General features: G+C 70.5%; 16 protein-coding genes. 5 read left to right on the forward strand and 11 right to left on the reverse strand.

Annotated features, from left to right (window positions below; genetic code table 11):
- Positions 1–5 precede the first annotated feature (5 nt).
- The 8 genes from C4V41_RS35635 to C4V41_RS35670 form a co-directional block, all read right to left on the reverse strand.
- A complete protein-coding gene (locus tag C4V41_RS35635; protein WP_103960385.1) occupies positions 6–1,100 on the reverse strand; it encodes a C40 family peptidase in 1,095 nt (364 codons plus the stop codon).
- On the reverse strand, positions 1,097–1,723 hold the full coding sequence (locus C4V41_RS35640) for a hypothetical protein (RefSeq protein ID WP_103960386.1): 627 nt from the start codon (positions 1,721–1,723) through the stop codon (positions 1,097–1,099). The genes C4V41_RS35635 and C4V41_RS35640 overlap by 4 nt, the downstream gene beginning before the upstream one ends.
- Positions 1,724–1,726: 3 nt before the next feature.
- Entirely contained in the window at positions 1,727–4,093 is a 2,367-nt protein-coding gene (locus C4V41_RS35645; RefSeq protein WP_103960387.1) for a type IV secretion system protein, read from the reverse strand.
- Positions 4,090–6,567, reverse strand: a complete 2,478-nt coding sequence (locus tag C4V41_RS35650) for an ATP-binding protein (protein ID WP_103960388.1) — start codon at positions 6,565–6,567, stop codon at positions 4,090–4,092. Before C4V41_RS35650 ends, C4V41_RS35645 begins: the two co-directional genes overlap by 4 nt.
- Positions 6,568–6,614: 47 nt before the next feature.
- A complete protein-coding gene (locus tag C4V41_RS35655) occupies positions 6,615–10,025 on the reverse strand; it encodes a TcpE family conjugal transfer membrane protein (protein ID WP_160150503.1) in 3,411 nt (1,136 codons plus the stop codon).
- A 54-nt stretch (positions 10,026–10,079) separates the two neighbouring features.
- Complete coding sequence (locus tag C4V41_RS35660; protein WP_103960597.1) at positions 10,080–10,343, reverse strand: hypothetical protein; 264 nt, start codon at positions 10,341–10,343, stop codon at positions 10,080–10,082.
- Between the two features lie 63 nt (positions 10,344–10,406).
- On the reverse strand, positions 10,407–11,126 hold the full coding sequence (locus C4V41_RS35665) for a conjugal transfer protein (protein WP_235030577.1): 720 nt from the start codon (positions 11,124–11,126) through the stop codon (positions 10,407–10,409).
- Between the two features lie 626 nt (positions 11,127–11,752).
- Positions 11,753–12,052 (reverse strand): hypothetical protein, encoded by a 300-nt coding sequence (locus tag C4V41_RS35670; protein WP_103960391.1) that lies wholly within the window; start codon positions 12,050–12,052, stop codon positions 11,753–11,755.
- Between the two features lie 192 nt (positions 12,053–12,244).
- Here C4V41_RS35670 and C4V41_RS35675 point away from each other — a divergent pair, with 192 nt between their 5' ends.
- Positions 12,245–12,445: a hypothetical protein gene (locus C4V41_RS35675; RefSeq protein ID WP_103960392.1), complete on the forward strand. Its 201-nt coding sequence runs from the start codon at positions 12,245–12,247 to the stop codon at positions 12,443–12,445.
- A 216-nt stretch (positions 12,446–12,661) separates the two neighbouring features.
- Here C4V41_RS35675 and ychF read toward each other — a convergent pair whose 3' ends face one another.
- Positions 12,662–13,738, reverse strand: coding sequence for a redox-regulated ATPase YchF (gene ychF, locus C4V41_RS35680; protein ID WP_103960393.1), 1,077 nt, complete (start codon positions 13,736–13,738; stop codon positions 12,662–12,664).
- Between the two features lie 11 nt (positions 13,739–13,749).
- Positions 13,750–14,466 (reverse strand): hypothetical protein, encoded by a 717-nt coding sequence (locus tag C4V41_RS35685; RefSeq protein ID WP_103960394.1) that lies wholly within the window; start codon positions 14,464–14,466, stop codon positions 13,750–13,752.
- 87 nt (positions 14,467–14,553) lie between these two features.
- Here C4V41_RS35685 and rmuC point away from each other — a divergent pair, with 87 nt between their 5' ends.
- Both rmuC and C4V41_RS35695 read left to right on the forward strand, forming a co-directional pair.
- Complete coding sequence (gene rmuC, locus C4V41_RS35690) at positions 14,554–15,819, forward strand: DNA recombination protein RmuC (protein ID WP_235030603.1); 1,266 nt, start codon at positions 14,554–14,556, stop codon at positions 15,817–15,819.
- 14 nt (positions 15,820–15,833) lie between these two features.
- Entirely contained in the window at positions 15,834–16,343 is a 510-nt protein-coding gene (locus C4V41_RS35695) for a DUF6542 domain-containing protein (RefSeq protein WP_103960396.1), read from the forward strand.
- On the opposite strand, the gene C4V41_RS35700 is transcribed toward C4V41_RS35695, so the two are convergent.
- Positions 16,340–17,305 (reverse strand): 4-hydroxy-3-methylbut-2-enyl diphosphate reductase, encoded by a 966-nt coding sequence (locus C4V41_RS35700; RefSeq protein WP_103960397.1) that lies wholly within the window; start codon positions 17,303–17,305, stop codon positions 16,340–16,342. The two genes, C4V41_RS35695 and C4V41_RS35700, sit on opposite strands and share 4 nt — an antisense overlap.
- Positions 17,306–17,407: 102 nt before the next feature.
- Here C4V41_RS35700 and C4V41_RS35705 point away from each other — a divergent pair, with 102 nt between their 5' ends.
- Positions 17,408–18,418 (forward strand): hypothetical protein, encoded by a 1,011-nt coding sequence (locus C4V41_RS35705; RefSeq protein ID WP_103960398.1) that lies wholly within the window; start codon positions 17,408–17,410, stop codon positions 18,416–18,418.
- Positions 18,419–18,445: 27 nt separating this feature from the next.
- Complete coding sequence (gene xseA, locus C4V41_RS35710) at positions 18,446–19,654, forward strand: exodeoxyribonuclease VII large subunit (RefSeq protein ID WP_103960399.1); 1,209 nt, start codon at positions 18,446–18,448, stop codon at positions 19,652–19,654.
- The last annotated feature ends 26 nt before the right edge of the window (positions 19,655–19,680 follow it).

A 19,680-nucleotide genomic window follows, 5' to 3' on the forward strand; every position in this document is an offset into this window, starting at 1 on the left:
CGTCCTCATAGGGAAGGATTCTGCAGCTTCTTCAGCTGCTCCAGCACATCGGGGTTCTGCAGGGGCCGGGTGAAGCCGACCCGGCCGACGCGGGCCTGGTAGCTCGTGACCTTGATCGGCCCGCACAGCCGGCAGCGCGCCTCCAGCATCTTGCCCTTCGACACGACCAGCCCGACGTGGCCGGGGTTGTTAGCCGACGTGCCCGGTCCGGCGTTGAAGAAGACCAGGTCACCCGGCTGCTCCTCGCCCTCTAACACCTTGATCCCGAACGGCCACTGCCCGAACGTCGTACGCGGGATCGACAGCCCGGCCTGCTGGTAGGCCGCGTAGATGACGCCCGAGCAGTCGAACGAGTCGGGCCCCGTCCCGCCCCACAGGTAGGGCTTGCCGCGCTGCGCGAGGGCGTACTGCAGGATCTTGGCCACGACGTCGTTGGGCGCCGCCTCGACCAGCGGCTCGTCGCAGTCCTCCGACGCCTGCGGCGGCACCTTGACGGCGCCGGACTTGGCGTATTTCCTGGCGATCTCCTCGACCTGGTCGACGTACCACCAGGCCCGGTTGTAGACGAACAGCGCCTGCCGCACGTTCTCGGGGGCGCCGTTGCGCTTGAGCATCTTCGCCGCGCCCAGGATGGCGTCGGCCGGGTTGTAGACGTCGGCCACGCCGTCGTCGTCGCCGTCGGAGGCGTACCCGTTGAACGTCGACGACACCGGAATCCTGGCCTTGCCGCCCCACGTGGAGATGAGGAACTGCATCGGCCCGGCCGCGCCCGCCGAGTTGGTGCCGCTCTTGACGCCCGGCAGGCTGGACCGGCCGTGGTCGGTCTCACGCTTGCCCACGGCGGCCAGGATGTTCCACTGGACGCCGATCTCCTTGCCGTACTCCTTGTACAGATCCAGGTATTCGCCGGGAATGTCGGCAGAGGCCGAGTCGGAGGCGTCCTCCACCTGCGCGGTGTCCTCGCAGTCGACGGAGACGCCGCCGTTGCCGAGGAACGACGGCATCGACATGAGCAGCATCGGTGACACGATGACCGCGACGAGCAGGAGCATCCCGGCGAGGCCGATCACCACGGCAAGACGTGCTCGCGAGAGTTTCACCCTGAGGGATCCCCCTCCTGACCATCGGAGGACGGCAGGATTTCGTAGATCCGCCAGTCCGCCCCTGACTGACTTACCGTGACGGCGAACTCCTCGTTGTACTGCTTCGGACCACTCTTGGCGGCCACCTGCCTGCTGGCGGTGACCAGGAAGACGATGGAGGACTTGTCGATCTGCCTGATCTCCTTCAGCCTGGCGGTGGCCGTGGAGACGATCTCGTCGTCGCGGTTCTGCTCCACGGTGCCAGCGGAGGTGATCGTCCTGGTCAGGATGTTGCCGAGCTCGGCCGTCGTGTACGCCTTCACCCGGCTCGCGTACGTCGCCGGATCTTCGTCGTAACGGAAGGTGCCGTACGCGGCGGTGAACCGCTCGGCCAGGTCCGCCGCCGCGGCGAGCTGCTCCTTCGACATCGGCAGGAAGGAGTAGACGTCGAACGGCGCGGCGCTGGCGGTCGCCAGCGGCGTGCTCGACGGCACGGCCGAGGTGGTGACGCGGGCGGCCTGCGGACTGGATTCGTCCTGGTCGGACGAGTCCGGCCACATCGTCAGGTAGATGCCGACCGCTGCGATGACCACGACGATGGCGGCGAAGGCCACCCCGCGCCTGTCACCTGGCTGAGCCATGTTCTAGTCCTTGTCCGGGTTGCTCGGCTTGAGCCAGAAGGGCACGAAAGGGTTGTCACCCCCGGAGCCACCACCGTTGCGGCTGCTACGCAGCCAGAGCGGGGGTGCCTCGGAGCTGCGGGACGACGGCTCGTCGGAGCCGAAGATCCGGGATCCGGACGAGTTGCCGCCACCGGACCGCGATCCACCTGAACGCGCGGAACCCCCGGAACCGCCACCGGAACCGCCACCGCCACCGCCGAACAGCCCACCACCGGAGCCGCCCGAGCCACCAGAGCGGCCCGAACCACCCGAACCGCCTGATCCGCCGCCGAACAGCCCGCCGCCGGAGCCACGCGACCGCGTGCCGCCCGAGCGCGATCCGCCGCCACCGAACCGGGAGCCACCCGACCCGCCGGACCGCGAGCCGCCGGAGCCACCCGAGCCGCCAGAACCACCCGAGCCGCCGCCGAAGCGCGACCCGCGCGACGACCCACCAGAGGCGCTGGAGCCACCGCGCCGCGCCCAGCCACCACCGGACGCACCGCCGAACCAGCCGCCGGACCCACCGGAGCCGCCCGACGTTCCCGTGCCGGACGCGCTCGCGGCCCGGGGACCACCGGCCGCCGTGGCCCCGCGGTTACGGGCGGGCGTGCCCAGGTTGAGCGGCGGCGCGGTGCCCTTGCGGGGTTCGAGCGGCGTCCGGCCGGCCTTGCCGCCCTGCGCGTCGGTGTCGAGCGGCGCCGCCGTGGCCGGGATCCTGGCGCCGGAGGCGGCGCCCTCGCCTTCCTCGCCGCGTACCCGGACCTGTCCGGCGGCCGCCGAGGCCGCCGCTCCCGCCGGGTTGGCCGCGCCCGCCGCCCTGATGAGCGGCTCGGCCTTGCGCAGGCCCCAGCGGCCGATGCGGGCCGAGGCGACCGGCGGCAGCGCGCCTGCGGAGCGTTCGAGCACGGACGAGCTGGCCGCCTCCCCGAGCATGCGGGTGGCGACGGTGTGGCCGTTCATGGAGGCGAACAGGTGCTGGAACGGCCGGCGGTAGAAGAACACCGCGATCGTCAGCAGGGCCATGAACAGCACCTGCAAGCCCCAGGGCATGGCCGTGGAGATGATGAGGGCGTAGCCGTACACGAGGACGCTGAGCACGATCGTCAGCACGGCCTGTCTGAGCAGCGTGCCGATGAGCATCTCCACCCAGCGCATGGCGATGATCCGCCCGCTGCCCGGATGGACGCCGATCAGCAGGAAGATCGGCCCCAGGATCAGCAGCAGCAGGAATCCCACCTTCAGCACCAGCAGCGAGACCGCCACCAGGAAGATGAGCGTCCCCGCCACCAGGGCGGCGATGAACGCGCCCACGGCCACGCCGAGCCGGTTGGACCAGTCGCGGCCGGAGAAGGCGGCGTAGCGGGGGTCGTTCCTGAGCTTGTCGGCCAGCGCGGAGTATTCCGACTGGCGGGCCCCCACGTCAGGCGCCGGTTGACCGGCCACGGCCGGTGGGACCGACTGCCACTCCAGCATCTTGCGGCCCCAGTCGCGCACGATGGGCTGCTGCGGGTCGGCGGTGCCGAACTGGCCCACCAGCCACGGCTTGCAGACCAGCGTGGACCACAGCGCGTCGGCGTTCTGCTCGACCCCCGGCGTGCCGGTCTGGCCGTAGCCGCCCGCCTTGACCTGGGGGTTGGCCTGGCCCGGCGGCGGCAGGCAGGAGGCCCCGCCCGCGCCGGGCAGGCCGGAGAAGGCCGAGTTGACGACCTCGCCGGTCTTGTCGGTGACGACCTTGCCCAGGCCGGTGAAGTCGCCGGGCCTGCTGAAGAACCAGACGGCCACGGTGACCGCCAGGACCATCCAGATCACGCCTTCTGCGGTGGTGGTGGCACGTTTGCGGATGAGGCCGTACCAGGCCAGCCAGATCGCGCCGAGGATCACGATGGGCCGCAGGTACGGCCAGTACATGGCGGTGGACAGACTCGTGACGATGTCGTCGACGACGTCCTTGATGGACTGGAGCGGCCCTTCGGTCGCCGCGGCCTGGTACGTGGTGATCGTCAGCCGGTCGACGGCCTTGGCCGCGGTGAAGACGCCGTTGGCCCACATGTTGCCGAGCACGGCCACGTAGTCGGAGCAGGTCAGCTCGTGCGTGTGCCAGAACTGGCCGCTCATGCCGAACTGGCCGTAGTTGGTGGTCACCGGCTGCGGCCCGCCCTCGGGAGGCGGTGGCTGGATCAGGCCGTCGGTGCCGCTGCCGATCATCTCCGGCTGGATCGGGCCCGACAGGTCGCAAGGGGCCGCGGCGACCGGCGTGGACAGGCCGCCCACCACGACGGGCACCACGAGGACGGCGGTGACGAGAGCGAGCGCCAGAGATAGTCGCCGCGATAGCCGGATCTTCATGACCGTACCTCCTGCGCCCTGCCCACGCCCCCTTGAAGATCATCATGCCCGGTGCCGTCGGGTTTGTCGTGTGTCGGGTTCGTGTCGAGCCAGCGGAGAAGTTCCTCAGAGATCAGGTCTACTCCGATCCGGCCCGCCCTGCCATCCAGATCGCGGAAAACGCACTCACCATTGCCGAGCGAACGCAGCACGGCCTTGTGCTCTTCCGACGACTCGACCCCGAGCAGGGACATCACGTGATCCACTTCCACTCGTTCGGTGGACCTGAATGCGAAGACGGACGAGAGGCAGTTGGTCACCTGCTCGTTCAGCAGGTCTCCCGCGTTCTGCGAGACCAGCACGAGAGCGGTGTTGCGGGAGCGGCCCATCCGGCTGACCTCGGGCACCAGCTTGGCGCCCTCGGGCGTGGAGGTGATCGCCCACGCCTCGTCGAGGAAGATGGCCTTCGGGGCGCGCCGGTCGAGGCCGTTCATGAGCCGCCGGGCGAACTGCGAGACCAGATAGAGCAGCGCCACCGACAGCCGCTGCTCGTAGGAGTAGTCCTCCCGGCCCGTCGCCACGTCGGGCAGCGTCAGCCCGCCCAGCGTGAACACGGTCGTCCAGCCCTCGCTGTCGATCTGGTCGCCGCCCGAGGGGTCGAAGCAGAGCCGGGCCAGGTGCATCTCCGACATGGAGCGCAGCACGGCGCCCAGGTTCTTCGACGCCGGGTCGTCGGCCTGCTCCAGGAAGTCCACGACCTTGCCGAGCGAGGGGTCGTCGCCGTTGGACACGGCGGCCACCGCCTGGATCATCGCCGACTCGCGCTCCTCCGACATGCGGGGCAGCAGCAGCCGCAGCGTCTCGGTCGCCATGGTCTTCTTCGCCGCGATGTCGTCGCCGAACGAGAACGGGTCGAGCAGCCCCGGCGCCGCCGAGCCGAGCGGGATGATGCGGGCCTTGCGGCCGCGCTTGTCCAGCAACTGCACCAGGGACTCCGCGTCGCCCTTCGGGTCGATCACCGCGACCGTCACGCCGCGCAGCGCCATCTGGTAGATCATCAGCAGCGCGAGCGTGGTCTTGCCGCCGCCGGGCTCGCCGGTGATCGCGATGGCGGTCGGCCGGTTGCGGGTGGCCGCCACCAGCGGGTCGAAGTGCACGATGCTGCGCGCCCTGCCGACGGTCTCGCCGATGTACGGGCCCAGCCAGCCCTCACTGCCGTCGTCGAGCCGGTCGCCCAGGTCGACGGTGGCCGTGGCCATGCCGCCCGCGATCGTCCGCAGGGGCTGACGCTGGGCGTAGGCGTTGACGCCCACCTTCTCGCCCGGCAGCGACTCGCGGAACAGCGAGAACTGGTCGCCGGTCGAGTTGACCACGTCGATGCCCATGTCACGGTAGTGCTCGACGACCGCCTCGACGCGCTGCACGCAGATGTCCTCGCTCGGGGCCGACACGATCAGGCGGTGCCAGCCGTACACGAAGGGCAGACGTTCCTTCGTGATGCCGTGCTCCAGCATGCGGGCCGCGTCGATCTGCTCGGCCAGCGCCAGCGGCGCCTCCGCCCCGGCCTCGCGGATGTGGTGGTCCATGTCACGGGCGTGGGCCAGCTTGCGCGCCACGTCCCTGGACGCCTTGACCGGCGGGATCAGCCGCATCCGGGAGGAGACCTCCACGGGGAACGGCAGTTGGTCGGCGAAGTGCAGCCACGGCTCACCGTCGGGGAACGGCATCAGGTCGGGGAAGCGGGCGAACGACAGGTGGGCGACGTAGGACTCGCCCTGCGGCTGCACGATGCGCAGCAGCGACCTGCCGTTGTGGATCTCACCCTCGACCAGCGACTCGATCTCGCCCTTGCCCCAGCGCCGCCGCGGACTCGCCGACGGCTGCGGATCGCCGACCGCGCCGGCCGCCGAGTGCTGGAACAACCACGCCACCTCGACGGAGGTGGCGTGACGGGCGTAGAGGGCGCTCGATGCGAGCGCTCGGCCGAGCCTTTCCGCCTGCTCGGTCCACCGCCCGATCTCACTGTCGGGTACGTGGCCGTCCTCCATGCCCAGCGCCCGCTCGGTCTTCTGGTAGAAGCCGAACAACTGGGCCAGCACCCCGCTGCCGAGCTGCTTGCCGCGCGGGCCGAGCCGCACGCCGAGATAGATCTCCTTGGACCAGAAGTCCTTGGCCCAGACGTGCCGGTACATCTCCTCCAGGTAGTCGCGCCAGCCGGGCCCCTCGTCGGAGGTGGCGTTCAACGCCATGGCCCACTCCGCCGCCGGATATGTCCGGTGCGCCACCCTCAGGTGCACCTCGGCGTCGGGCATCCGGATCGCGGCCAGCGCGATCGTGATGTTGGTGGCCAGCGCCTCCCGCTCATCGGGGGTGACGAACTCGTAGCTGACCGTCGGAAGGCGGAAGTACGCCCAAGCGCAGGTGTCCGTGAGCAGGATGCGGTCGTCGAAGTAGCGGACCGCGAGGCGCTGGTGCGCTCGGGACGCCCTGCTCATGCCGCCCCCTCGGCGCATGAACGGGCCAAACCTGCTCGCTTGTTCACTTAGCGCTCACCGATTCTCGTGCCCGGGGGGTCACTCGCCAACTCCTCTTCGCTCGGTCGTACGGTCTGTGCCGCGAAGCCCGCGACCACCACACCGGCAAGGGCGAGGTACGCCCGCCGTCCGGCCGCGCGCAACTGCCCTGGATCGACGACCTCGGTGCCACCCGGCGCCAGATCGTCCTCCCAGGGGACCCTGACGATGGCCCGGCACCTGCCGCTGGCCACCGACTCCGCCTGCTCGACGTCGGTCATCGAGCGTCTGCTCACGCCGTTGACCACCATCACGGCACGCCTGCGCAGCTCCGCGCAGCCGTGCCCGTCGAGCCACTCGTACGTCATCGCCACCGCCTCGGACGCCTCCTCGCTGGCCGGCACCACGAGCACGAGCTGGTCCGCGTACGGAAGCAACCGGGCCGCCAGGGCGGCGGCCGGGTCGATGACGGCCAGCTTGTAGTGGCGGTCGAGCAGGCGCATGGATTCGCCGAGCCGGTGGTCGGAGAAGAAGGAACGATCGTTCAGGCGCTGTTCGGCGCCCGCGTCGCTGTCCGCGCTGATCACCTCTAGCCCGGAGGCGGTCCGCGTGGTGTAACCCCGCATGGTCAGATAACCACTGACCCGATCGAGCCCCGACAGCAACGAGGTCAGGGTCTCAGGAGTCTCAGGCTGAATCTTGCTGGTCAGCGTCCCGCCGCCGGTGTTGGCGTCGACCGCCACCACCCGGTCGTCACGGTAGCGGGCGAAGGTGTGGCCCAGCATGAGCGCCGTGGTGCTCTGCCCGGCACCGCCGGTGCACCCCAGCACGACGACCCGCCGGCTTCCGCCGAACACGGCCCGGGCCCTGGCCTCATCGATCTCCGACCCATCGGTACGCACTCCGCCGCTGCCGACGACGACCTGAGCGATCCGCCGCCACCCACCGGAGTCCCGCCCGACCACGGACTCGACCCGCCGCACCCGCCCTTCCCCAGGCCGCGGCACAGGCACCGGCGCGGCCTCTTCCTGCACCCGCTCCTCAGACACCGGCACGGCAGCCTCACGGGCCTGCCCTTCAGCCACCGCCGCGGCACCCTCCCGGGTCCGCCTCTCAGCCATCGGCGCGGCACCCTCCTGGGCCCGCTTTTCGGCCGCCGGCACGTCCGGCTCCTCGGCCGCAGCCGCTCCGAGGTCGCCCGGGGCGGCACCATGTTCGGCGCCACGGCCACCCGCGACCGGCGAGACGTCCTCATCCGCCACGCCCGCCCGAGCACCCGCCGGAGCGTCGCGATCGTCCACCTCCGCCCCACCACGTGGGCCGGGCACCTTGGGCGCCGCACCGCGTGCGTCCGGCTCCTCATGCCGCCCACCCGGGCCCTGCGCCTCGTCACCCGGCTGGGCGACGACGTCCTCTCGCACGTCATGCGCCGCACCACGGGGCTCCGGCACCTCGCGTGCCGCACCTCGCGCATCCGACGCCGCCGTCGGCACCGCATCCCCCGCACCTGGCGCATCCGATGCCAGCTCCGGCACCTCGTGTGCCGCACCCTGCGCGTCCGACATCGGCTCCGGCACCTCGCCTGCCGCACCCTGCGCGTCCGATGCCGACTCTGGTACCTCGCCTGCCTCACCTCGCGCATCCGACATCGGCTCCGGCACCCCGTGCGCCGCACTTCGCGGGTCCGATGCCTCCTGCGGCATGTGCTCGGCATCCGACGCTTCGGACCGCACACCCTGCGTATCCAGCGCCTCGGGCGAGGCGTCCTGAGCCTCCGGCCCCTCGGACGACGCGCCCAGAACCTCCGGCGCGTCGTGCGGCGCACCGCCGGCGCCCCGCCCCTTGGGCGACGCGCCCTGGGAGACTGCCGCCCCGGACGACCCGCCCTGAGAGACCGGAGCCCCGGACGAGGCATCCTGAGGGGCCGGCGCGTCGGACGAACTGCCGGCGCCCGGCGCCTCCGACGACGCATTCCCGGAGCCCGACGCTCCCTGGGAGACGGTCTCGGCGTCCGACACTTCGTGAGTAGCACCGCTAGCGTCCGATATTTCGGGCGGCACACCATGCGAGGCCGACGGGGCGCCGGTCGAGCCCACTGGAGTGGTTTCGCCGCCGGTGCCGGCCGGCTTTTCGTTCTTGCGAGCCGCCGGACGAGGCACCGGTTTGGCGTTCGGGTTGAGCGGCGGCCAGACCCGCTGCGTGCCCGGCAGCACCAGTGCCGGGCTGAGCCTGGGCGGCTGCCCCTTCCGGTGCTGGTCGCGCGCCACCTCGTCCTCGTGCCGGCCCTCCCGGCGCTCACTCTCGGCCCGGGCCACGGTGTCGGACGGCGCGTCGGCACTCGCCGCGAGCTTCCTCAGCCGCCGCAACGCCTCGGTGTCGATCGGCTTCCCGGCGGCGGGCTTGCGACTCTCGGCCGTCCTGATCGGCACGACCGTCTCCCGCGCGGCCAACGCCTCGGCACTCACCTCACCGCGCGATCCGCGCCCACCCTCGGCACTCACCTCGCCACGCGACCCGCGCCCACCCTCGGCCTCCGGCCCTGCGATCCGCCGGTCGTCGGGCCCGAGGTCCTGAAGGTCCTGGAGGTCCTGGAGGTCGGCGGTTCCGCCAACGAAAGCGGTCTCCGCGTCGGGGGTCTCAGTGGCGGCGGCGTCCCGTGCGACGACTTCCGGATCGACGCCCTGACCGCCCTTGCCGCTTGTGGCCTTCCGCGTGACGGTCCCGTTGTTGGCGGTGTCGCTAACAAACGGCTCGTGGGTGGGCGGCTTTGGCACCAGCAGTTGATCCTGGCCCCGTCCAGAGCCGCCTGAGAGCGCCTCCTCGGACCGTCCCGCCCCCGAAGCGACCCCAGGAGCCGGAGACGTGGTCGTCTGGCGTAGCTGGGCCTTGAGGGCGGGGGCCGTGCCGCGACGGGTGCCCCAGCGGGTGGGCTCCGCCACGGGAGCCTGCGCGGCCGCCGCGGCAGCGGCCGCGACGGCGGGGCGGACCTGGCGGGGGCCGGTGAGGCGCTGACCTTCGCGCTTGCGCTGCGGTTGGCGGGCCTTGCGCGGCCCCTTGGCCTTGGCCCGGACGGGCGAGGTGCGCCAGACGCGGCCGGAGAACGTGACGGCTTCGGGCTCGGAGGTGGGCGCCAGGCGGTACCAGGCCTTGGGCTGACCCAGGTAGCGGAGCTGGGACTCCAGAAGTTCGGTGAGCCGCTTGCCCTCGATGACGGGACGCGTGGACAGCCACGTCACGATCCCGGGCGGCACCAGGAACAGCACGTGCCAGGGCATCTCCACCGGCACACCCACCAGGACCAGCAGGAGCGACCACGGAACGAAGACCCCGACGAACACGCCGATCCAGACGATGGGCAGCGGCATCGGCAGCCGTAGGTCGTACAGCTTGTAGAGCCGCTTCTCAATCCGCCAGATGTTCGTATACGTGGGCAGGTCCACGCGGTCCTCCTCTCCACCCGCTCGTACATGACCGCCGCGGAGCGGTCTCAACCCTTACTTGATGCCCAGTGCGCCCGCGATTGCCTTAGCCGTCACCTCGATGATGTTGGGAACGTAGAAGATGACCCCGATGGCCACAGCCAGTATCAGGAACTGCACGAACCGTGTGATCTCGCGGGTGAAGAGGAAAAAGAGCGCGACCACGGAGACGACCACCAGGAACAACGGGGCGAAGAACGCCCGGAGGAAGTCGGCCAGCCCTCCGGTGTCAATGCCCGTGGGCGTTGGTGTCGGCGTCATTTCGAGCAAGGTGAGCATTACGGTCTTCAAGGTCACTGTTTGTCCTCCCGGGGGGTACCGATCAGCAGCGCGGCCGCGCTTCTATCCAACGACCCGGCCGGCGCCGCGGATGTCTGCGACGAACCACTTGTCGCCCTGCTTCTCGACGGTCAGACGATAGGCCTGCTCCAGCGTGCCGCCGACCGTCGCGGGGTCGGTGGCGGTCGGAGTGGGCGGGGCCTCGCCGCTCGGCACGGCCCACACCACCACCGCCTGGATCTCTCTGGTGGCACCCCCCACAGGCACCACAATCTCCTTGAGCTGCGAGAACGTGAACGCGCCACCGAAGCTCGGCAGGCTCTTGCCGGCGGCGACGTAGCGTTCGAGCCCGGCGGCGTTGCCGGACGCGTATTCCTTGAAGAAGCCCTCCAGTTGGGGCTTGAGCTCGGCGGTGGCCGCGTCGTCGCTCTCGGGGGCGGCCACCTGGGGGAGGTCGGCCGGGCCCGGGGCGGGCAGGATCGCCGGGCGGCCGGCCACGACGAACCGCCTGCCGGCGTCGTCGCCGGAGTAGTAGACCGGCACCGACAGCATCATCCGGCGCGGACCCGACTGGAAGGCCACGCTCACGACGGCGTTGTTGGCGTCGGTGGCCTCGATGTCGTAGGGCTGGATGGCGACGGCGGCCAGCTTGCCGTAGCCGTCCCAGCCCATCTGCGCGTCCATGCCGTCGGCCAGGAAGGCTTCCAGCTTGCGTGACCTGCTGGCCGCGTCTTCCGGGCTGAAATTGAGATAGACGCCGGCGAACTGGGCCGCGAAAGCCATGCCCCGGTCCGCCGGGAAACCGTTGTGCACCTGCGCCGCACCATTGGGCGTAACCGCATCTTGCGCGGTAAACCGCTCAAATGGGGCACGAATCCCATTCACCACGATAACCACAATAAGCGCCCACAGAATGATGCGGCCGGTCCACACCAGCCAGCGTCCGCCGCCACCGGACCAGCCGCCACGGCGGGGCCGGCGGGGCGGCGGCGCGTCGAAGTCAGCCGTGTCCAGGGTTGCGGAAAGCCCGGGCCCGTCAGCGATCCGAGGATCGTGCTGGACGGTAGACCTACGAGCCATCACGCCTCCGCTCGCGCCGATCCCCCCGGCTGGCGCGGTGTCGTCCGTTGCCGATCCCCATCATCCGTGGTGAAGTAGCCACACTATCCGGTCTCCGCCATTGTTCCAGGAAAGCCACGCCCCATGCTGCGGCATGACCGTCCTCACGGCAAACCGGGCCCGGATGACAGGCCACAGTGCCGATTCCTGTCACTTCCCGGTGGAATCGGCTTTTGACCAGGCCAGACGCCTAAAATCGCATAGCGCGGCGGCCATGGATTCCTGGCCAAAATAGGCATGGACTCCCGTGACCTGCGGATTCGGCATGGGTCACGAGCGGAGGAGGGCGGTCAGGCCGGCTCCGGATCCTGCGTGGTCCGCGGCTGTCTCCTGCTGTGGAGATCCACCACCGTCGGCCGCACCGCCCGCTCAAGGGAGCCACGCAAATCGGCCAGCATTTCGGCGGGCTCGCGCTCACGCATCCGGTTCGCCATCTCGTCGCGCTCGTCGACCTTCCTGCGGAGGTAGGCCTCGCGGTTGACGCGCAGGCCGTACATGAGCTCGACCCGGATCAGGGCCAGCTCCTCCTCGAGACTGATGCCCGTGAGCGAGGGCGCCGGGCGTCGTTTCCGGATGATGCGACGGATCATGAGGGTCTCCCGATTCAGCGTTAACGCCGTGACGTTCGACGCGCGGGGGCCCAAAGTGGTTGACGCGTCAGTTGTCCCGGGATCAAACGTCCGGTCGTTCCCGGGCATCGGACACCCAAGCGGGCCTCGTCGCCGTTCGTCGTCGGTAACCTACCGTAGCGAAAGATCGCTCTACGTGATTGGACTCATGACATGCGACGTTTCGCTTCGGCCCTCGTGCCCGCCGCCGTGCTGACCGCGTACGCGCTCGCCGGAATCTCCCCGGCCGCCGCCGCGCCGGCCTGGGTGACCACCGACGAGTGCACCGACGACGGGGGCCGGATCACGCCGGTCGGCGAGGGCATGGCCATCTGCAGCGGCGGCACCTGGGACCAGGAGCTCATCCACGACTGACCGCCCCAGGACACGCTGCCGGGGTCTGAGACGCGCCTCACGGGCGCCGGCCGGGCAGGCCCCACAGCGTGCGTCCGCCCGTGGCCGGACCGGCCACGGGCGCAGCGGGCGAGGATGAGGGCGGCCGCGAGACGACTGCGACGGATCACTTGCCGCCCTGCCTTCCGGCGGTCAAGCGGCAGGTCCGCGACAACCTGCCACCGCAGGAAACGGGTGTTACACGTTGAAGCGGAACTCCACCACGTCGCCGTCGCGCATGATGTAGTCCTTGCCCTCGACCCGGGCCTTGCCCGCCGAGCGGGCGCTGGCGATGGAGCCCATCTCGATCAGCTCGTCGTAGGAGACGACCTCGGCCTTGATGAAGCCGCGCTGGAAGTCGGTGTGGATCACGCCGGCCGCCTCGGGGGCCGTGGCGCCCTTGCGGATCGTCCAGGCCCTGGTCTCCTTGGGCCCGGCCGTCAGGTAGGTCTGCAGCCCCAGCGTCTCGAAGCCGACCCTGGCGAGCTGGCGCAGGCCCGACTCCTCCTGGCCGACCGACTGCAGCAGCTCCAGCGCCTCCTCCTCGTCGAGCTCGACCAGCTCCGACTCGATCTTGGCGTCGAGGAAGACGGCCTCGGCGGGCGCGACCAGCGTGGAGAGCTGCTCGCGCAGGGCGCTGTCGGTCAACTCGTCGGCGTCGAGGTTGAAGACGTACAGGAACGGCTTGGCCGTGAGCAGGTGCAGCTCGCGCAGCTCCTCGTTGTCGAGACGGCTCTCGAAGACGGTCTTGCCGGTCTCCAGGACCGCCAGGGCGGCCTCGGCAGCCTCCAGCGCGGCCTTCTTGTCCTTGTTGTTGCGCGACTCCTTCTGCAGGCGCGGGATGGCCTTCTCGACCGTCTGCAGGTCGGCCATGATCAGCTCGGTGTTGATGGTCTCGATGTCGCGCTTGGGGGAGATCTCGCCGTCCACGTGCGTGACATCCGGGTCGTTGAAGACGCGGATGACCTGGCAGATCGCGTCGGTGTCGCGGATGTTGGCGAGGAACTGGTTGCCCCGGCCCTGCCCCTCGGAGGCCCCCTTGACCAGGCCCGCGATGTCGACGAACTCGACCTTGGCGGGCAGGATGCGGGCCGAGCCGAAGATCTCGGCCAGCTTGGGCAGGCGGTCGTCCGGCACGCCGACGATGCCCACGTTGGGCTCGATGGTGGCGAACGGATAGTTCGCCGCGAGCGCGTTGCCGGTCTTGGTCAGCGCGTTGAAGAGCGTGGACTTACCGACGTTGGGCAGGCCGACGATGCCGATGGAGAGACTCACGCTGAGCGAGTTTACTGGCTCAGCACGTCCAGACAGGTCACGGGACGGTAGGCCTCGGTGGCCCGCAGGTAGCGCTGCGAATCCGGCGGGCAGGAGACCGGCGCGGTCTCGAACGACAGCACCTTGGCCCAGGCGTGCGGCGAGTCGCACGGCACCCGGGCGACGGCGGACCTGGCGAGCACATTGGTGGCCGGCTTCGCGACGCACGAGCCCCGGTCGAGCACCTGGCCGCCCGCGCCCAGGCAGACCACCTGGGTCTCGCTCTCCAGGGTGTCGAGGGTGCCGGTGGGGCAGGCCGCGGGTTCGGGTTCGATCGCGACGGCGCGACCGTACCAGCCGGGCTGGGCGCACGCGCGCTCCTGGCCGTCGAGCGTGACGCAGTCTCCCGCTCTGAGCAGGCCGCCGCCTCCTCCGGGGGCGCCGGGGTGGGGGTCGAGGAAGTTGCGTACGCACGCCGTACGGCCCGCGTCGATGCGCAGGACGTCGTCGGTGTCCACGGGACAGTCGCCCGGCTCCGGCGGGCCCGGGGCCACGGCCACCACCTCGGACTCGCCGCCGTTGCACGCGGTCAGCGCGTAGTCGCCCGTGACGCACGCGCCCGGCGTCCAGCGCAGCACCGGGCGGGGCTGATCGCCGATCGCCGACCCGGCGATGACGGCCCCGGCCAGGGCGACCAGGCCGACGCCCACCGTGGCCCCGGCGACGGCCAGCTTCGGAAGCGTGTCCATTCCAGTACTGTGAGTGACGACAGATGTGCGGCACAAGCGGAACACCCAAGCGTGTCGGGAAGATTCGCGCCCCGAAAGCCTGCAATCATCGATGGAGTGGACGTCGTCTCGCTTCTCATAGGGCTCGCCGTCGGTCTGGTCATCGGGTTCCTCGTGGCCAGGACGCGGTCCGCGGTGCGAGTGGCCGAGGCCGACGCGCGGGCGAAGTCGTCCGCCGAGAAGCTGGTCTACGTCGAAGAACAGCTAACCGAGCGCTTCCAGGCGCTGTCCACGCGCGCGCTCGACGTCAACAACATCCGCTTCCTCGAACTGGCCGAGACCCGGCTCGCGGCCAGCCGCGCGGAGGCCACCGGCGACCTCGACCAGCGCAAGCAGGCCGTCGAGCACCTGGTGGAGCCGCTGAAGGACGCTCTGGCCCGGGTCGAGTCGCAGTTGCGCGACACCGAGTCGGGTCAGCGGGCGGCGCGGGCCGAGCTGGTCAAGCAGATGGAGTTCGTCAGGCAGAGCAACGAGCAGCTCCGCTCCCAGACGACCGCCCTGGTCAGGGCCCTGCAGCGGCCCGAGGCGCGCGGCCGGTGGGGCGAGCTGCAACTGCGCAGGGTCGCCGAGATCGCCGGGATGCAGCGTTACTGCGACTTCGACGAGCAGGTCGTCGAGGGCGCCATGCGGCCCGACATGGTCGTGCGGCTGGCCGGGGGCAAGAACATCGTGGTCGACTCCAAGGTGTCGCTGGCGGCCTATCTGGAGGCCGCGGAGGCGTCGGACGAGTCGCTCGCGACCGTACGGCTCGACGCGCACGCCAGGCACATACGCGACCACATCGACCGCCTGGCCGCCAAGGCCTACTGGCAGGGGTTCAACCCGTCGCCGGAGTTCGTGGTGCTGTTCATCCCCGGCGAGGCGTTCCTGGCGCCCGCGCTGGAGCGCGATCCGGGCATGCTCGAATACGCCATGACGCGGCGGGTGCACATCGCCACCCCGACGACGCTGATCACGATGCTGCGCACCGCGCACTACGCCTGGCAGCAGGCCGCGCTGAGCGAGAACGCGCGGGCGGTGTTCGAGCTGGGCAAGGAGCTGTACGAGCGGCTGTCGTCCCTCGGCAGGAACGTCGAGTCGCTGGGCAAGGCGTTGACGCGGTCCGTGGAGGCGTACAACAAGTCGGTCGGATCGCTCGAAAGCCGCGTCCTGGTCACCGCGCGCAAGCTGCACGATCTGGGCGTCGTGGACGGCGAGCTCGACTCCCCCGAGATGCTCGAAGGGCTGCCGAGACCCCTGGCCTCCCCCGAACTGCTCGAAACCTCGTCTCTGCTTTCCCACTCGAACGGTAAGTTGGCCAACGGGTCGCAGTGATACGGGGGTGGGCCGTGGGTGAGAAAGGCAGGCGTTCAGCCGTCAGGCTGACGGCTCGCGGTGCCATCGCGCTCGCCCTGGTGTCCACTCTGGTGGGCTATGTGCTCACGGCCCTGTTCGGCATCGAGCACATCGTGGGCGCCGCGTTCGTGGTGTCGAGCACGCTGGGCGCGCTGCTGGTCAACCGGCGCGAGCTGCTGTCGCTGGTGGTGACGCCGCCGCTGGTGTTCTTCTGCGCCACGCTGTTCGTCGAGCTCGGGCGGGCTTTCGGCTCGGTGTCGATCGTGCAGTCGCTGGCGCTCGGGCTCTACACCTCGCTGACGCGCGGGGCGCCGTGGCTGTTCGCCGGCGCGGCCGTCGTGCTGGCCGTCACGTGGCGGCGCGGGCTCCGCGACAACGTACGCGAGCTGCGCGCGGAGCTGAAGGCGGGCGCGGAGTTGCCGCGCCCGCGCCAGCCGTTCGTGCCCGAGCCCGAGGGCTATTTCGAGCCCAAGGTGTACGGAACGCCGCGCAACGACGACTAAGAGGCCCGCAGGTCCTTGCGCAGTTCGTGCGGCAGCGAGAACCGCATGCGCTCCTCCACCGGCTGAACCTCCTCCACGTCGCCGAACCCGTGCTCGGCCAGGCGTGCCAGCACCTCGTCGACCAGCTCTTCCGGCACGGAGGCGCCGCTCGTCACGCCGACCGTGGCGACGCCGTCGAGCCATTCGTCACGGATGAACGTGGCGTTGTCGACCAGGTAGGACGCCCGCGCGCCGTAGTCCTTGGCCACCTCGACCAGCCGCTTGGAGTTGGAGGAGTTTTCCGAGCCGACCACGATGACCAGGTCGGACTCGGCGGCGATCTCCTTGACCGCCACCTGCCGGTTCTGGGTGGCGTAGCAGATGTCGTCGCTGGGCGGGTCGATCAGCGTGGGGAAGCGCTCCTTGAGCCGGGCGACGGTCTCGGTGGTCTCGTCGACCGACAGCGTGGTCTGCGACAGCCACACCAGCTTGCTGGGGTCCTTGACCTGCACCTTCCCCACCGAGTCGAGGCCGTCGACGAGCTGGATGTGGTCGGGGGCCTCACCGGAGGTGCCCTCGACCTCCTCGTGGCCCTCGTGCCCGATCAGCAGAATGTCGTAATCTTGCGCGGCGAACCTCTTCGCCTCGTTGTGCACCTTGGTGACCAGCGGGCAGGTGGCGTCGATGGTGCGCAGGCTGCGCTGCTTCGCCTCGTCGTGAACCGCGGGCGAGACCCCGTGGGCGGAGAACACCACGATCTCCCCCTCCGGCACCTCCTCCGTCTCCTCGACGAAGATGGCGCCCCTGGCCTCGAGCGTCTTGACGACGTGGGTGTTGTGAACGATCTGCTTGCGTACGTAGATCGGCGCGCCGTACTGCTCCAGAGCCTTCTCGACCGCAACCACGGCTCGATCGACTCCGGCACAGTAGCCCCGTGGCTTGGCGACGAGGACTCTGCGGGAAGTGGGGGTCTGGGGCTCCATACTTTCTATGCTACGTGGAGCGGCCATCTGGCCCGCGCGTGCGTGGTTACCCGCGGTTTGCCAGACTAGCCGTCCCATACTGACCTCCCAGGGAGACCGTTCATGTCCCTCAGCGACGTGATACGCAACATCGCCAGAACCGTGACCAACAAGGACGAGTTGAAGTCGAAGGCCAAGGACCTGCCGCTTCTCGTCGTCCAGACCACCCTGAGCGCCGCCGGGCAGGCACTGCTGCTGGTGGACCGGATGAAGAACTCCATTAAGGGCATCGGCTCCAAGGAGGAGCGCGAGGAGGAGCGGTACGACTCCCGCCCCACCGCCGCCGAGCAGGTGGCGGCCGCTCCGGCCGACGTGGATGAGAACAAGACGGCCCGTAAGGAGCCGGTCATCTTCGCGCCGCGGCCCAGCGCGTCCGAGCCCAACGGGGTCGCCAAGTCCAAGCCGGACCCGGTGATCTTCGCGCCGGCGAGCAAGGCCGAGAAGGCGGAGACGCTGGAGACGTCTGAGACCGTGACCGTCGCCGAGCCGGCCCCCAAGACCACCGCCGAGCCGGTCGTCGAGCCCGTCGCCGAGCCGATTGCCGAGCCCGTCGCCGAGCCGAAGGCCGCTCCCAAGGCCGCCGCCGAGGCCGTCGCCGCACCGGTCGTCGAGCCCGTCGTCGAGTCGACTGTCGCGCCGGTGGTCGAGCCGGTCGTCGAGCCCGTCCCCGAGCCCAAGGCCGCTCCCAAGCCGAAGGCTGCCCCCAAGCCGAGGGCCAAGGCCGCGACGAAGACCGAGGCGGCCCCCAAGCCCGCCGCTGAGCCGGTGCCCGCGCCGGAGACTCCCAAGGCCGCCGAGCCCGTCGCCGCCCCCGAGCCGGCCGTCGCTGCGGAGCCCGTCGTGGCCCCCGAGCCGGCCGTCGCGGCCGAGCCCGTCGCCTCCGTGCCCGTGAACCTGGTGGAGCCGCTGCCCGGCTACTCCGAGCTGACCGTCGCCTCCCTGCGCGCCAGGATGCGCGGCAAGACCGCCGAGCAGATCACCGACTTCCTCGCCTTCGAGCGGGAGACGAAGGCGCGGCCCGAGGTCATCCGCATGTTCGAGAACCGTCTCGCCAAGCTGCAGGCCGGGGAATAGGTCGTACCGAACCCGTAGTCTTCCGCCATGACCTCGAAGACCACGCCTGAGTCCCCCCTGCCGATCCGCACCGTCCTGCAAATGGTGGGCGGCTGGATCGGCAGACTCGGCACGGTCTGGGTCGAGGGCCAGATCACCGATCTGAGCGCACGTGGCGGCACGGTGTTCCTGACCCTGCGCGACCCGGTCGCCAACGTGTCCGCCAGGGTCACCGCCCCGCGTGGCGTCTACGAGGCGGCCGCACCCCGGCCGACCGACGGCGCCAGGGTCGTGGTGCACGTCAAGCCCGACTTCTGGGTCAACAGGGGCTCGTTCGCCTTCACCGCGATGGAGATCCGTCCGGTCGGCGTGGGCGAGCTGCTGGCCAGGCTCGAACGGCTCAGGCAGTTGCTGGCCGCCGAGGGGCTGTTCAACGCCGACAGGAAGCGGCGGCTGCCGTTCCTGCCGGGCACGGTCGGGCTCATCTGCGGCCGCGACTCGGCGGCCGAGCGCGACGTCCTGGAGAACTCCAGGCGGCGCTGGCCCGCCGTGCGGTTCAAGGTCGAGGAAGTGGCCGTCCAGGGGCCCTACGCGGTGGGCGAGGTGACCGAGGCGCTGCGCAAGCTCGACGCCGACTCCGAGGTCGACGTGGTCGTCATCGCCCGTGGCGGCGGCTCGCTGGAGGACCTGCTGCCGTTCTCCGACGAGACGCTCGTCCGCGCGGTGGCCGCCTGCCGCACACCCGTGGTGAGCGCGATCGGGCACGAGCAGGACAGCCCGCTGCTCGACATGGTGGCCGACGTGCGCGCCTCCACGCCCACCGACGCGGCCAAGAAGGTCGTGCCCGACGTCGGCGAGCAGCTCACGCTGGTGCGCCAGTTGCGCGACCGGGGGCGCAGGGTGCTGAGCGGCTGGCTCGACCGGGAGATGTCCTGGCTGACGTCGGCGCGCTCGCGGCCCTCGCTGGCCGATCCGGTACGCGAGCTGGAGCGCCGGGCCGAGCAGGTCGAGGCGCTGCGCGACCGGGCCAGGCGCTCGCTGTCCGGCTCGCTCGACCGCGCCACCGACGACCTCACCCACCTGCGCGCCCGCCTCGTCGCCCTGTCACCGGCGGCCACCCTGGAGCGCGGCTACGCGATCGTGCAGCACCCGTCGGGTGACGTGGTCCGCCTGGCCAAAGACGTCGCCCCCGGCTCCCCCCTGACGATCCGCCTGTCCGACGACCGCCTCACGGTCCGTACAGAGGAAGCGGGTTGATTCATGGGCAGGTGACCCGCAGGGGG

This window comes from Nonomuraea solani (assembly GCF_900108335.1).
Lineage (GTDB): Bacteria > Actinomycetota > Actinomycetes > Streptosporangiales > Streptosporangiaceae > Nonomuraea > Nonomuraea solani.

Coding starts and splice junctions, on each gene's coding strand:
- C4V41_RS35640 (WP_103960386.1), bottom strand. CDS start 1,723: ATGGCTCAGCCAGGTGACAGGCGCGGGGTGGCCTTCGCCGCCATCGTC.
- C4V41_RS35645 (WP_103960387.1), bottom strand. CDS start 4,093: ATGAAGATCCGGCTATCGCGGCGACTATCTCTGGCGCTCGCTCTCGTC.
- C4V41_RS35650 (WP_103960388.1), bottom strand. CDS start 6,567: ATGAGCAGGGCGTCCCGAGCGCACCAGCGCCTCGCGGTCCGCTACTTC.
- C4V41_RS35660 (WP_103960597.1), bottom strand. CDS start 10,343: ATGCTCACCTTGCTCGAAATGACGCCGACACCAACGCCCACGGGCATT.
- C4V41_RS35665 (WP_235030577.1), bottom strand. CDS start 11,126: ATGGCTTTCGCGGCCCAGTTCGCCGGCGTCTATCTCAATTTCAGCCCG.
- C4V41_RS35670 (WP_103960391.1), bottom strand. CDS start 12,052: ATGATCCGTCGCATCATCCGGAAACGACGCCCGGCGCCCTCGCTCACG.
- C4V41_RS35675 (WP_103960392.1), top strand. CDS start 12,245: ATGCGACGTTTCGCTTCGGCCCTCGTGCCCGCCGCCGTGCTGACCGCG.
- C4V41_RS35685 (WP_103960394.1), bottom strand. CDS start 14,466: ATGGACACGCTTCCGAAGCTGGCCGTCGCCGGGGCCACGGTGGGCGTC.
- C4V41_RS35700 (WP_103960397.1), bottom strand. CDS start 17,305: ATGGAGCCCCAGACCCCCACTTCCCGCAGAGTCCTCGTCGCCAAGCCA.
- C4V41_RS35705 (WP_103960398.1), top strand. CDS start 17,408: ATGTCCCTCAGCGACGTGATACGCAACATCGCCAGAACCGTGACCAAC.
- xseA (WP_103960399.1), top strand. CDS start 18,446: ATGACCTCGAAGACCACGCCTGAGTCCCCCCTGCCGATCCGCACCGTC.